This window comes from Bradyrhizobium denitrificans (genome assembly GCF_013179005.1).
Lineage (GTDB): Bacteria > Pseudomonadota > Alphaproteobacteria > Rhizobiales > Xanthobacteraceae > Bradyrhizobium > Bradyrhizobium denitrificans.
Genome location: NZ_JABFDP010000001.1, coordinates 297,602 through 311,466, shown reverse-complemented (window position 1 = coordinate 311,466; position 13,865 = coordinate 297,602). Strand labels below are relative to the sequence as shown.

The window sequence follows — 13,865 nt, the reverse complement described above, 5'->3', positions numbered from 1 at the left end:
GTCGTCCCGACTTGCCACGGCCTTTGTTAGCGCTTTGCTAACTACGCGAAGATGTTGGATCGCGAATGGGGTGGGTTGGAAGGCACTGTGCTGCGCGAGTGACAGCATTTGATTCAAATTCGATCTATCTCCAACGCATCGACGGCGCGCAATGCGCGAGCCTTGTTAGTTGAGTGTTGGAGACCGCCATGAAGAAGATCCTGTTCGCAACCGTTGCGCTCGCCGCGTTGGCCTCGGCCCAGTCCGCCTTTGCCGCCGATCTCGGCGCCCGCTCCTATCCCTACGCCACCAAGGCACCGGCCTATGTCGCGCCGATCTACAACTGGACCGGCTTCTATCTCGGCGCGCATCTCGGCGGCGCGTTCTCGAGCGACAACAATTTCTCGGGCCTCGCCACCGGCAACAATTCGAACGGCCGCTTCCTGGGCGGCGTGCAGGTGGGCGCGGATTGGCAGTTCGCACCGACCTGGGTGATCGGCGCCGAAGGCCAGTACAGCTGGTTAAGCGGCAATGTCGGCGCGGCCTTCCCTGGCGGCTTCGTCTACACCAACAGCCAGCGCGGCCTCGGCTCGATCACCGGCCGCTTCGGCTACACCTGGGGACCGGGCCTGCTGTATGTGAAGGGCGGCTACGCCTATTCGGACAATAACGAGAAGGTGACGCTCGCCGGCAATCAGATCGGCTTCGCCACCAATGGCGACCACCGCAACGGCTGGACCGTCGGCGCCGGCATCGAATACATGTTCGCACCGAGCTGGTCCGCCAAGGCCGAGTACCAGTACTACAATTTCGGCAGCGCCACCTTCACGGCGCCCGCCGGACTGGTGCCGACCGGCAGCTTCACCACCGACGACCACACCTTCAAGGCCGGCGTGAACTATCGCTTCAACTGGGGTGCTCCAGTCGCCAGCCGCTACTGAGATCAAGGCGTCTAACAACAATAAGAAAGGGCCGGCAGCGATGCCGGCCCTTTTGCTTGAGGACCATCGGCATGGAACTAATAACCCTTGCCACGCCGTTAATTCCCGCGCGACGAAATGCAAAAATGCACATATTTTCGGCGGGAACCGGGTGATTTCCCGGATTTGTTAACTGCCAGCCGCGATACTGCCCGCAAAGTTCAGCTCAAAGTAGCACGTAGCGGGGGAACCGGAGATGGCAGGTCGTTTCAGCTTCAGCACTGCGCTTGGTCGTCTGCGCCCCAGATGGGGCGTCCGGGGCAGTCTGTTCGCAGCCTTCGCCGTCATCGCCGGCATGGCGATCGCCATCAGCGTCGCGGCCGGCCTGATGCTGCGTCATATCGGCGGCACCATGGTCGAGCTGTCGAGCCGCGACATTCCGCGCCTGACTTCCAGCCTGCAGATGCTCGCACAGAGCTCGAGCCTGGCCAGCCTTGGTCCCGCGTTGCTGGGATCGCAGAGCGAGGATGCGCTCAACGATCGGCTGAAGAAGATGCAGGAGATCCAGAAGGTCACCCAGCAGCGCCTCGCCGAGATCAGCGCGCTCGGCGCCGACAAGAGCGTGGTCGCCCCGCTGGCCGAAACCATCAAGAACATCAACGAGGCCAATCAGAGCCTGGTGTCAGCCGCACGCGAGCGCCTGACCGTCGCGGCGACCCACAACCAGCAATATGATGCGTTGCGCAAGGCGCAGGAGGAATTCACCAAGGCGGCGAACGAGCCGATGCTCGACGCCCAGACCCAGCTCAACGCCGTGCTCGGTGCGGCAGAGGTCTCGGCAGACGACGCCACAGCGGCAGCTCGGTTCGTCGAGCAACTCGGTAACGTCACCGCTTCCGGCAATCTGATCGTGGCACAGATGGCAGCGGCGCTCTCGGCCAATGACAGCGAGACACTTGATGCGATCGAGCGGCAGTTCAAGGACGCACTCGCCCAGTTGAAGTCGAATCTCGAATTGCTGCCGAGCGGCCGCGGCACCAAGGCGATCCAGGACGCTGCGCTGAAGCTCGCAGCGCTCGGCGAGGGCAAGGGCCGCGTGTTCAAGACGCGCGAGAAGGAGCTCGACTCCAACGACTACGGCCAGACGGTGCTGGAGGAGACCCGCAAGCTCAATGTCGGCCTCGAGATCAGCGTACAGCAGCTGGTCGAAGGCGTTCGCAAATCGACGGAAGGCGCCACCAGCACGGCGGGCCGCGACATCGAGCTGGCGACGCTCGGCATGGTCGCAGCCGGCGCCGCCACCCTGCTCGGCTCGGTCCTGTTCGTCTGGCTGTATGTCGGCGGCAACATCCTGCGCCGCATCAAGCGGCTGCAGCAGGCGATGCAGCTTCTGTCGAGCGGCGACCTCGATACCGAGATCCAGGCCTCGAAGCAGCACGACGAGATCGGCGCGATGGTCGATACGTTGCAGGTGTTCCGCGAAAACATGGTGCGTGCCCGCACCCTCGCCGCCGAGCAGGATCGCGAGAATGCCGCCAAGGCCGAGCGCGCCACACGCATGGAGACCCGGATCGCCGAGTTCGAGGCGACGGTGCGCAGCGCGCTGGCCAATCTGCAGAGCTCCGCCACCGCGATGCAGACGACGGCGCAGAGCATGTCGCAGACCGCCGATCAGTCCAATTCACTGGTCAACGCGGTGGCGGCTGCCGCCGAGGAGACCTCGGTCAACGTGCAGACCGTTTCGGCCGGCACTGAGCAGCTGTCGTCGTCGATCGCGGAGATCGGCCGCCAGGTCGTGACCTCGGCCCAGATCGCCAAGAAGGCGGTCGAGGAAGCGGGCGCCACCGACTCGACGATGCAGGGACTCGCCGACAATGCGAGCCGCGTCAGCGTCGTCGTCGACCTGATCCAGGCGATCGCCTCGCAGACCAACTTGCTGGCACTCAACGCCACCATCGAGGCGGCACGCGCCGGTGAGGCCGGCCGCGGCTTCGCCGTGGTCGCCCAGGAGGTGAAGAGCCTGGCCAGCCAGACCGCCAAGGCCACCGACGAGATCCGTACCCAGATCGCGGGGATGCAGCAGGTCGCCTCGACCGCCGTGACGGCGATCCGCAACATCGGCGAGACCATCGCCGAGATCGACAACGTCACCACCGCCATTGCCGCCGCCGTGGAGGAACAGGGCACCGCGACCCGCGAGATCGCCCGCAACATCCAGCAGGCGGCCTCCGGCACCACCGAGGTGTCCAACAACATCACCGGCGTCTCCAGCGCTTCCGCCCAGGCCGGAACCTCCGCCAACGAGGTGTTGAGCGCCTCGGAGGCGCTGCGCCGCGAGGCCGACACCTTGCGCGCCGAGGTCGACGCGTTCCTGACCAACATCAGAGCGGCGTAGTCAGCATCCGGACCTCGCGCTTCGAGACGCCCTCCTGCGGCCGGGCTGATCAGGGTGAGAAGGGAAGGTCGTCGGCCCCGGCCTGCCGCGTCCCGGAATGCCGTCCAGCCATGTCTTTTTCGGCTGGCGCTCGCCCGCGGCGGCCGTTAATCGATGAGCATGACCAAGACCGAAACTGTTCATTCCTCCGCCGAGGCCCTGCGATATCCCTGGGAGCAGCATCCCGGAGAGGATCAGGTCGTGGAGGTCGCGACCGGCGTATTGTGGCTGCGGCTGAAACTGCCGTTCCGCCTCAACCATGTGAACATCTATCTGCTTGCCGACGGCGACAACTGGGTGGCGGTGGATTCCGGCTTCGGCAATGAGGAATCGATCGCCGCCTGGACGCGGCTGCTCGACGGTCCGCTGAAGCATGTGAAGATCAGCCGGCTGATCGTCACCCATTCGCATCCCGACCATGTCGGACTGGCGGGCTGGATCGTCGAGCGCTTCGCCTGCCCGCTGGTCATGTCGCAGGTCGAATATCTGCAATCGGTCTACCACCAGAATCGCGGCACCGAGGAGCGCCGCAACGCGCAGCGGCTGTTCTTCCGCCGCCACGGCATGGACGAGACCCTGACCGACAAGCTGCTCGGCCGCGGCCAGGAATATCTGCAGCGCGTCTCGGTGCTGCCGGCGTCCTACCGCCGCATCTCGCATGGCGACGAAATCCAGATCGGCAGCCGGCGCTTCAAGGTCATCACCGGCGGCGGTCATGCGCTCGACCAGGTCATGCTGTATTGCGCCGCCGACAAGCTGTTCCTCTCCGCCGACCAGGTGCTGAGCAAGATCTCGCCCAATGTCAGCGTCTGGGCGGTCGAGCCCGACCAGAACTCGCTCGGCGAATATCTGGCGTCGCTGGCGAGCCTCACCACCACCCTGCCCTATGACGTGCTGGTGCTGCCCGGTCATGGCGTACCGTTCTACGGCCTCAAGACCCGCATCAAGCAGCTTGCCGACCATCATGAGGAGCGCTGCCGGATGATCGCGGACGCCTGTCGCGAGCAATCCAAGACCTCGGCACAGCTGGTCCCGGTCGTGTTCCACAAGCATGTGCTCGACCCGCACCAGATGGGCTTCGCCGCCGGCGAGTTGATCGCCCATGTCAACTACATGCTGGTCGAGGGCCGCCTGACCAGCCAGGAGATCGACGGCGTGCTGCATTACCGGACGACCTGAGACCCGGCGCGCGGTCCGAAGATCCCCTTTCATCCACCGCTCAACCCGAACTAGAATGATCGGGTGGAGCGATCATGATCCATATTGCGCATATTTCAGACATTCATTTCGGACTGAATTTCAGCGCGGCTACGTGGCAGGCGGTCGTCGGCTGCGTCGTCGACTTCGATCCCCATATCATCGTGGTATCGGGCGACCTCGTCGACGATCCCTCGCCGGAGCATCTGCTGACCGCCAAGGGAGCGCTCGACACATTGCTGCGGCGAACCCAGGAAAGCTCGGACAAGCGTTGGGGCGATGGCCGCGGCCGCAAGGCCGAATTGGTCGTCGTGCCTGGCAACCATGACGTATTCGAAAGCGGCATCGCGATGGGGATGCCGCGGTTGAATTGGTTCGAGCGGATATTCTCCGGCGGAAACACGGCGCGGGCCGAGCAGGCGCTGCAGGCGAAGCTCAGGACCGCGGTGCTCGATTTCGGCCCGCAGCCACTCGGACTGCCGGCCGGCACCCGCCCGCAGGACGCCGGCTGGGCCCGCAGGGCATGGGCACGAACCGCGGCCCTGTTCGGCGGGCGGGCCATCATGCCCTGGGACCAGGCCGATGACTTCGCCCGGCTATTGCCTGCCGCAGCGCCGCTGCCGCTGGTCCGCGTCGCCCGTTCGGCGCCGATCCTGCTCGCGATGTTCGACTCGAACGGGTCCGGCGGCAATCTCGGCGTGGCGACCGGCATCGTCGACAATGACGTGCTGCTGGCGCTGCCCAGCAAGCTGCAGCAGGCCAAAGAGAACTATGTGGCGCGCGTCGCCATCGTGCACCATCACGTCCTGCCGATCGCCTTTGCACCGAACGGGCACAAGACGACCGGCGAGCCCATGATGGTGTTTCGCAATGCCGGTGCCTTGCTGCGGATTCTCGCTAATCATCAGTTCGACCTCATCCTGCATGGCCATTGGCACAAGACGCAATTTGCCCGCATCGATTTCGGCGACGATTCGAGCGATGGCTACCCGATGGCGGTGGTTTCCGCCGGCAGCGCCGCCATGGCCACGCCGGACAACACAAACCACAACAGCATCAATCTGATCAGGATTGCGCCGACCGGCCAGATCGAGGTCAAGAGCGTGTTCTATGGTGCTGGCCAGTCGCCACGACCGGACGGCACGGCCGGTGCCGACTACCGCGTCTACAAAGAGCCGCTCGCGGCCGCGAAGCGACGCGCCCATGCTCGTGCCCGCGAGCGCCACCCGATCGAATGCGAGGCGCGCGAGCAGAGCTGTGAGATCACCGAGAATGGCGATCTCTGGGTGACCCATCGGATCAAGGGATTGCGTGTGCAGGGCGATATCGGCCGCTACGACAAGCGCCCGCTGGTCATGTATCTGCCGACATACGGCCATTTCGTGCAGGACACTCTTACCCTGGCCCCGGAGACGGCCAAGGCAGGTTTTGAGATCGTTCCGGCGTCCGACTATCCGAGGAGCGCGAGAGACGACCGGCAATGCGACTACTACTGGCTCAAATTTCCTGGCGGCGGCATCTCAAAGGGCGACAAGCCGGTGCCCTACGAGTTCAGCCATGGCTGCGCCAACTGCATGATGATGACGCAATGGGAGGCGGTCGAGCGGCTGGAACGGGGCACCCGAAAGCCGCGGCCGCAAGGCTTCGACCACGAATGGGTGGGGGTGCGCGTCACCTTTCCGGCGCGGACATTGATCCTGAAGGTGCGGTTTCCGCGGAGCCTGGGCCAGGTGCAGCCCGATGTCGAATGCCGGCGACCGCCGCGTTATCCCAACTACGAGATCGATCAGTGGGGCGATGCGAAGCTCGACGACACCACCGGCGCGCCGCCCGGGCTGGAGATCGACTCCGACACGTTGCACGAAGAAGCGCACGCGCTCAGCTACGATGCGCCATCGCAGACATGGAAGCTGGTGATCGAGCACCCGCTGGTCGGCTACCAATATTCGCTGCGCTGGCAGGTGCCGGGAGAGCCCGAGAATCGCACGATCGCCGGCAATACGCGGGAATGGCACCGCACGCTGCTCAATCTGGGCGATCGGATCGATGCGGGGAACACGACGGCTGACGACCGCGAAGCGATCAGGCAGTTCGACCTTCTGGTGCAGACCCTGGAAACGGAGCTGAAACTCGGCCGCGTCAGCCGGGACGAGAAGTGGACGATCGCGCTGATGGTCCACGACGCCGCGGATCTTGTCCTGAGGCCCGTCCTCAGCCGGCGCTCCGGGCCGCGGCGCGAGGAGTTGCCGCGGAGCTTCAGCATCCCTTATGGCGATGGCGTCAGCGGCGCCGCCTTCCAGCAGCGCCGGACCATCGCCTGGAGCCATGGTGGCGTCATCAGCGACCCCGAAGGTGTCGCAAAGTCGTTGATCACGCCGGTGCCGTATCCGCCGGCCGAGGCTGACGACGAGGCGGTCCACGTTCTCGCTTTGCCAGTCTATCATACCGGCACCGAGGACGCCCGGCGGCCTCCGCCCTGGGCAACGATCGGCGTGGTTACCGTCGATTCATCCTCCTATGCTTCTTCTATCAAGGACATGGACGATAAGCAGCGGTTGTGGCTGCGCACGCTGGCGCAGGCGCAGACAGACAAGATCATCCGGGCGGTGCGCGGCGAGCGCGACGAGACGGAGAGTTCATCACCTTGCGGCGCAACGGATAGACCACTATCGTAAAGGTCGTAAGCTGCGGGTGCACGACGCGTATCGATCCACGGGCTTTCGGGAGAAACCATGTTTCGTCTCAATCTTGGCGGCGGAGCCGTCGCCTTCGAAACCGAAGGCGAGGCAGATCGCATCGGCAGCGTCGATCCGGCCGAGCTGACCCGACGCGAATGGCCACCCGAGGTGGTGGCAAACATCCGGCGTTACCAGGAGCGGCTCGCCCATCCGGCGGTGACTTCGGTCGCGGATGAGCCTGAGAGCGGCGGCTGACAGATCGACCGGCGCCGCTCCGCAACGCCGCCACTCCGCAACGTCGCCACAATGCAAGCGCGGTTCGGCCGACATTGCCCCGCTTCGCGACGGCCTTGGACAAATCGCCCAACTCCTGCCGTGGGATTCCGGCTCGACAGCCGCTCTGGAAACGCTCTAAGAAGGCTTTAGAACCCCGTCGCTTAGAGGGTCCGTTCCAGGCGCTGCGCTGCAGCGCAGCACGTCAGGTTTCGTGATGGACTACAGCCAGTACTTCAGTGCCGCCCTCGGTCGTCTGCATGATGAACGTCGCTACAGGGTTTTCGCCGATCTCGAACGCATCGCCGGCCGGTTCCCGCACGCGACCTGGCATTCCCCGAGCGGTCCGCGCAATGTCGTGATCTGGTGCTCCAACGACTATCTCGGCATGGGTCAGCATCCGAAGGTGGTCGGCGCGATGGTCGAGACCGCGACCAGGGTCGGCACCGGCGCCGGCGGCACCCGCAACATCGCCGGAACGCATCATCCGCTGGTGCAACTGGAAGCCGAGCTCGCCGATCTCCACGGCAAGGAAGCGGCGCTGCTGTTCACCTCGGGCTATGTCTCCAACCAGACCGGCATCGCTACGCTCGCCAAGCTGATCCCGGACTGCCTGATCCTGTCGGACGCGCTCAACCACAATTCGATGATCGAGGGCGTGCGCCAGTCCGGCTGCGAGCGCCAGATCTGGCGCCACAACGATCTCGCCCATCTCGAGCAGCTGCTGATCGCCGCCGGCCCCGACCGGCCGAAGCTGATCGCCTGCGAGAGCCTGTATTCGATGGACGGCGACGTCGCGCCGCTCTCGGCGATCTGCGATCTCGCCGAGCGCTACAAGGCGATGACCTATGTCGACGAGGTGCATGCGGTCGGCATGTACGGCCCACGCGGCGGCGGCATCGCCGAGCGCGACGGCGTCATGCACCGCATCGACATCCTCGAAGGCACGCTTGCGAAGGCGTTCGGCTGCCTCGGCGGCTATATCGCCGCCAAGGGCGAGATCATCGACGCCGTGCGCTCCTACGCGCCGGGCTTCATCTTCACGACCGCGCTGCCGCCGCCGATCTGCTCGGCGGCCACTGCTGCGATCAGGCACCTGAAGTCGTCGAGCTGGGAACGCGAGCGCCACCAGGACCGCGCCGCACGCGTCAAGTCGATCCTCAATGCCGCCGGCCTGCCGGTCATGGCCAATGACACCCATATCGTGCCGCTGTTCGTCGGCGATCCCGAGAAGTGCAAGCAGGTCTCCGACCTGCTGCTCGAAGAGCACGGCATCTACATCCAGCCGATCAATTATCCGACCGTCGCCAAGGGCACCGAGCGCCTGCGCATCACGCCCTCCCCCTATCACGATGACGGCCTGATCGACCGCCTCGCCGAGGCCCTGCTGCAGGTCTGGGAACGCCTCGGCCTCGCACTGCACAAGAAGCCGCTGGCGGCGGAGTAGTTTTCGCTTCTGCTTTGGTGAGCGCACAGCCCCCCGCCGCCAAGGCGGTGCGCTCCCCTCCACGCAAGGGGGAGGGGAGCCGACCGGCCGAGCCGTAAGAGCTCGGCTCTCAACACGATGACGCGCGACATCCCTATTCCAGCGTCCGCCGCCACATCGCTATCGCCCCGCCTCCGGCAAAGCGCTAAGTTCGCGTCCCGATCCACAGGGTGGAGCGACCGAGGAGTTCGCGCAAAGCCATGCTGCATGACTGGGGCGTGATCGCCGCTGCGTTCGGCTATATCGGCTTTCTGTTCCTGGTCGCCAGCCGTGGCAACCGGGCCGGCGACCGGCGGCCGTCGCGCTTGGCCGGGCTGATCTACCCGCTGTCGCTCGCCATCTATTGCACGTCCTGGACCTTCTTCGGCTCGGTCGGCTTCGCCTCGCGCAACAGCGTCGACTTCCTCGCGATCTATCTCGGGCCGATCCTGATGGTCGGCGCCTGCACGCCGCTGCTGCGCCGGGTGATCCAGCTCGCCAAGTCGCAAAACATCACCTCGGTGGCCGACCTGATCGGCGCCCGCTACGGCAAGAGCCAGGCCGTGGCGGCGACGGTGGCGCTGATCGCGATCATCGGCTCGGTGCCCTATATCGCGCTGCAGCTCAAGGCGGTGGCGTCGTCGCTCGAAACCATCATGGTCGACGACCGCGCCTTCGCTCATATCCCGATCGTCGGCGACATGGCACTGATGGTGACGCTCGCAATGGCGATCTTCGCGGTGCTGTTCGGCACCCGCCAGACCGACGCCACCGAGCATCAGCACGGGTTGATGCTGGCGGTCGCGACCGAATCGATCATCAAGCTGATCGCCTTCATCGCGGCAGGCGCCTTCGTCACCTTCTGGATGTTCTCGCCGGTCGAGCTGATCGAGCGCGCGATGAAGTCTCCCGAGGCCGAGCGCGCGCTGGAATATGTGCCGGGCATCGGCAGCTTCCTGACCATGACGCTGCTGTCGTTCTGCGCCGCGATGCTGCTGCCGCGCCAGTTTCACGTCAGCGTGGTCGAGAATGCCGACGACGCCGAGGTGTCGCGGGCGCGCTGGATGTTCCCGCTATATCTCGTCGCGATCAATTTGTTCGTGATCCCGATCGCGCTCGCCGGCCTCATCACCTTTCCGTTCGGCGCGGTCGACAGCGACATGTATGTGCTGGCGCTGCCGATCGAGGCCAACTCGCAATGGCTGTCGGTGCTGGTCTTCGTCGGCGGCCTGTCGGCCGCGACCGCCATGGTGATCGTCGAATGCGTCGCGCTGTCGATCATGGTGTGCAACGACATCGTCGTGCCCCTGGTGCTGCAGCGCCAGCAGGAGCAGCGCGAGATCGGGCGCGACTTCGCAGGCTTCCTGCTCGGCACAAGGCGGATCGCGATCTTCGCCATCATGGTGATGGCCTATTTCTACTACCGCGCGCTCGGCACGACCCAGCTCGCCGCGATCGGCCTGTTGTCCTTTGCCGCGATCGCGCAGCTGGCGCCGAGCTTCTTCGGCGGCCTGTTGTGGCGGCGCGCCACCGCGCGCGGCGCGATGGGCGGCATGCTGGTCGGCTTCGCCGTCTGGCTGTACACGCTGTTCATCCCGAGCTTCCTCGACACGTCCACGTCGGGCATTCTGTTCTTGCAGCATGGTCCGTTCGGGCTCGAGGCGCTCAAGCCGCAGGCGCTGCTCGGCACCGATCTGCCGCCGCTGCTGCATGGCGTGCTGTGGAGCCTGTCGCTCAACCTGCTCACCTACATCGTGCTGTCGCTGGCCCGGCAGCCGTCGTCGATCGAGCTGTTGCAGGCCGACCTGTTCGTGCCGGCCGAGCTGACGCCCAGCGCGCCGAGCTTCCGGCGCTGGCGCTCCACCGTGACCGTGCAGGACATCCAGACCACGGTCGGCCAATATCTCGGCCCCGACCGCGCCCGCGCCTCGTTCGAGGCGTTTGCCGCCCAGCGCAACCTGCCGCTCGATCCGGCGGCGCCCGCCGATTTCGAACTGCTGCGCCATGCCGAGCACCTCATCGCCTCCTCGATCGGCGCGGCGTCGTCGCGCCTCGTGATGTCGCTCTTGCTGCGCAAGCGCACCGTGTCGGCGAAGGCGGCGCTGAAGCTGCTCGACGACTCCCACGCCGCGCTGCATTTCAACCGGGAGATCCTGCAGACCGCGCTCAACCATGTGCGCCAGGGCATCGCCGTGTTCGACGCCGATCTGCAGCTGATCTGCTCCAACGGCCAGTTCGTCGATCTGCTCGGCCTGCCGCCGCATCTGGTGCAGATCGGCAGTCCCTTGAAAGAAATCCTCGAATTCATGGGCACAATCGGCGCGCCGACCTATGAGGACAGCGAGGCACTGCTGGCACGCCGGCTCGCCGCCTACACCACCGAGGGCGAGCCCTATCTCGAACGTCTCGCCGACCGCCACATGGTGATCGAGGTCCGCACCAATCGCATGCCGGATGGCGGCCTCGTCATCACCTTCACCGATGTGACGCCCTCCTTCGAAGCCGCCGAGGCACTGGAGCGCGCCAATGCGACGCTCGAAAAGCGCGTGCGCGACCGCACCGAGGAGCTGACGCGGCTGAACTCCGAGCTCGCGCTGGCCAAGAGCGCCGCCGAGGATGCCAACATCTCCAAGACCCGCTTTCTCGCGGCGGCCAGCCACGACATCCTGCAGCCGCTGAATGCCGCGCGGCTCTACATCACAAGCCTGGTCGAGCGGCAGACCGCTGGCGAGGAGTCGCGCCTGGTCGAGAACATCGACGACTCCCTTGAAGCCATCGAGGAAATCCTGGGCGCGCTGCTCGACATTTCCCGGCTCGATGCCGGCGCGATGACGCCACAGGTCTCAAGCTTCAAGATGGCCGATCTGATGCGCTCGCTGGAGATCGAATTCGCGCCGGCGGCGCGCGCCAAGGGCCTCGCGCTGACCTTCGTGCCGTGTTCGCTGCCGGTGGAATCAGATCGGCTGCTGCTGCGCCGGCTGCTGCAGAACCTCATCTCCAACGCCATCAAATACACGCCCAAGGGCCGCGTGCTGGTCGGCTGCCGCCGCCGCGGCGCATCGCTGCAGATCGGCGTCTGGGACACCGGCGTCGGCATCCCGCCGGTCAAGCGCGGCGAGATCTTCAAGGAATTCCACCGCCTCGAACAGGGCGCGCGCATCGCCCGCGGCCTCGGCCTCGGCCTTTCGATCGTCGAGCGCATCGCGCGCGTGCTCAATCACGGCATTGCGCTGGACTCGCAGCCCGGCCGCGGCTCGGCCTTCTCGGTGACGGTGCCGATCGCCAAGGCGGTCAATCACACCGCCGCCGTCACCAGCGCCACGCCGCTGGCAACGACGCCGATCTCCGGCGCGCTGATCGTCTGCATCGAGAACGACCCGGCCATTCTCGACGGCATGCGCACCCTGCTCACCGCCTGGGACGCCGAGGTGATCGCCGTCCCTGATCCGGAATCCGCCGTCGAGGCCATCGCCGCCCGCAACGGCGCCATCACGGGGCTCCTGGTCGATTATCACCTCGATCGCGGCAACGGCATCGCCGCCATCCGCGACATCCGCCGCCGCTTCGACGAGGCGCTGCCGGCGATCCTGATCACCGCCGACCGCAGCCCCCATGTCCGCGCCGCCGCCCGCGACGAAAACATCGCCGTGCTGAACAAGCCGCTGAAGCCTGCGTCGCTGCGCGCGCTGCTCGGGCAATGGCGGATCCAGCAGATGGTGGCGGCGGAATAGACCCGACCTGGCCCACGTCACCAAGCGAGATCTCGCCGCTGGTGGTGAGGAGCACCGCCTGCAGTGCCTCTTGCCCGCGGTCGCGGCGTGTCGGCGACCTCGTCAAGGCTGACCCTACAGCCAGGACGCGCAGAGGTGGCGCGTGACCGTCCCCTTCGCCGCTGGAACCTTGCCGCCCCGTCAGCCGTTTTTCGGCTGGGAGCGAACCATGACGATTGATCCATTTGCACCTTTGCTCAAGCGCCTGCGCCTGACGTCCGACCTTTCGCCGGAGGTCGAGCAGAGCATCCGGCGGCTTCCGATCACGATCAGGCGGATGGAGGGCGGGCAGACGATCGTCGCGACCGGCGACCGGCCCGCCGTCTGCTGTCTTATCGTCGACGGCTTCGTGCAGCGCTCGAAGATCGTCGGCGAGGGCAGCCGGCAGATTCTCGCGTTTCATCAGCCGGGCGACATCCCCGATCTGCAGAGCCTCTACCTTCACGTGCTCGACCATGAGGTCACGACGCTGGGGGATTGCACGCTGGGTTTTGTTCCGCACGATCCGCTGCGCGCAGTGGTCAGGAACAATCCGGACGTGGCCGAAGCGCTCTGGCGGGACACCCTGATCGACGCCGCGCTGTTCCGGGAATGGATCTGCAATGTCGGGCGGCGCGAGGCTGCGAGCCGGCTCGCACATCTGGTCGTCGAGGTCTACGAGCGGCTCGCCGCGGTGGGGCGCGTGACCGGATTGTCCTTCAAGTTCCCGGCGACCCAGGTCGTTCTCGCCGAAGCCATAGGAACAAGCACGGTTCATTTGAATAGAGTTCTACAGGAGCTTCGCACGAAGGGGCTGTTGGAGATCGAGCGTGGCGCGATCACGATTTTCGACCTCGAAGGACTGCGTCACGCCGCCGATTTCGACCCTCTGTATCTTCATCTGGATCCGGCTCTCTGATGCGCTACTTCTTCGACATTCGGGACGATTTCTACGCTGCGAATGACGATGACGGCGCAGACTTTCTTGACCCCGCCGCCGCCCGCCGCGAGGCGCTGAGGGCCGCGACCACCATCGCCGAGGACCTCTTCATCGCCAACGGATCGGCGATCAAGGTGACGGTACGGGACGACGACGGCCCCTTGTTCGAGATCGTCGTCTACTTGAAGATGAAGGATCTGCGGTAGGCGCTGGCGGCCAGGGCATCATCA

9 protein-coding genes are annotated in these 13,865 nt (G+C 65.5%); all 9 read left to right on the top strand.

The window, feature by feature from the left end; translation table 11 throughout:
* The first annotated feature begins 188 nt into the window (after nucleotides 1-188).
* A complete protein-coding gene (locus HL671_RS01280) occupies nucleotides 189-920 on the top strand; it encodes an outer membrane protein (protein WP_012041177.1) in 732 nt (243 codons plus the stop codon).
* Between the two features lie 235 nt (nucleotides 921-1,155).
* Complete coding sequence (locus tag HL671_RS01275) at nucleotides 1,156-3,294, top strand: methyl-accepting chemotaxis protein (RefSeq protein WP_172235369.1); 2,139 nt, start codon at nucleotides 1,156-1,158, stop codon at nucleotides 3,292-3,294.
* A gap of 159 nt (nucleotides 3,295-3,453) precedes the next feature.
* The gene (locus HL671_RS01270) at nucleotides 3,454-4,512 is read left to right on the top strand and encodes an MBL fold metallo-hydrolase (RefSeq protein ID WP_012041175.1); all 1,059 of its coding nucleotides are present in this window, start codon (nucleotides 3,454-3,456) and stop codon (nucleotides 4,510-4,512) included.
* Nucleotides 4,513-4,586: 74 nt separating this feature from the next.
* On the top strand, nucleotides 4,587-7,205 hold the full coding sequence (locus tag HL671_RS01265) for a metallophosphoesterase family protein (RefSeq protein ID WP_172235368.1): 2,619 nt from the start codon (nucleotides 4,587-4,589) through the stop codon (nucleotides 7,203-7,205).
* A 57-nt stretch (nucleotides 7,206-7,262) separates the two neighbouring features.
* On the top strand, nucleotides 7,263-7,463 hold the full coding sequence (locus tag HL671_RS01260; protein WP_012041173.1) for a hypothetical protein: 201 nt from the start codon (nucleotides 7,263-7,265) through the stop codon (nucleotides 7,461-7,463).
* A 235-nt stretch (nucleotides 7,464-7,698) separates the two neighbouring features.
* Nucleotides 7,699-8,928 carry a 5-aminolevulinate synthase gene (gene hemA, locus HL671_RS01255; protein WP_172235367.1) on the top strand — a complete coding sequence of 410 codons (1,230 nt, stop codon included), beginning with the start codon at nucleotides 7,699-7,701 and terminating at the stop codon, nucleotides 8,926-8,928.
* Nucleotides 8,929-9,167: 239 nt separating this feature from the next.
* Complete coding sequence (locus HL671_RS01250; RefSeq protein ID WP_172235366.1) at nucleotides 9,168-12,677, top strand: PAS domain-containing hybrid sensor histidine kinase/response regulator; 3,510 nt, start codon at nucleotides 9,168-9,170, stop codon at nucleotides 12,675-12,677.
* Between the two features lie 208 nt (nucleotides 12,678-12,885).
* Nucleotides 12,886-13,614, top strand: coding sequence for a Crp/Fnr family transcriptional regulator (locus tag HL671_RS01245; RefSeq protein WP_041750312.1), 729 nt, complete (start codon nucleotides 12,886-12,888; stop codon nucleotides 13,612-13,614).
* Nucleotides 13,614-13,841 (top strand): DUF6894 family protein, encoded by a 228-nt coding sequence (locus HL671_RS01240; protein WP_012041169.1) that lies wholly within the window; start codon nucleotides 13,614-13,616, stop codon nucleotides 13,839-13,841. Before HL671_RS01245 ends, HL671_RS01240 begins: the two co-directional genes overlap by 1 nt.
* Nucleotides 13,842-13,865: the final 24 nt, after the last annotated feature.

Excerpts from the sequence above, each read along its gene's own strand:
- HL671_RS01280 (WP_012041177.1), top strand. The coding sequence starts at position 189 with ATGAAGAAGATCCTGTTCGCAACCGTTGCGCTCGCCGCGTTGGCCTCG.
- HL671_RS01275 (WP_172235369.1), top strand. The coding sequence starts at position 1,156 with ATGGCAGGTCGTTTCAGCTTCAGCACTGCGCTTGGTCGTCTGCGCCCC.
- HL671_RS01270 (WP_012041175.1), top strand. The coding sequence starts at position 3,454 with ATGACCAAGACCGAAACTGTTCATTCCTCCGCCGAGGCCCTGCGATAT.
- HL671_RS01265 (WP_172235368.1), top strand. The coding sequence starts at position 4,587 with ATGATCCATATTGCGCATATTTCAGACATTCATTTCGGACTGAATTTC.
- HL671_RS01260 (WP_012041173.1), top strand. The coding sequence starts at position 7,263 with ATGTTTCGTCTCAATCTTGGCGGCGGAGCCGTCGCCTTCGAAACCGAA.
- hemA (WP_172235367.1), top strand. The coding sequence starts at position 7,699 with ATGGACTACAGCCAGTACTTCAGTGCCGCCCTCGGTCGTCTGCATGAT.
- HL671_RS01250 (WP_172235366.1), top strand. The coding sequence starts at position 9,168 with ATGCTGCATGACTGGGGCGTGATCGCCGCTGCGTTCGGCTATATCGGC.
- HL671_RS01245 (WP_041750312.1), top strand. The coding sequence starts at position 12,886 with ATGACGATTGATCCATTTGCACCTTTGCTCAAGCGCCTGCGCCTGACG.
- HL671_RS01240 (WP_012041169.1), top strand. The coding sequence starts at position 13,614 with ATGCGCTACTTCTTCGACATTCGGGACGATTTCTACGCTGCGAATGAC.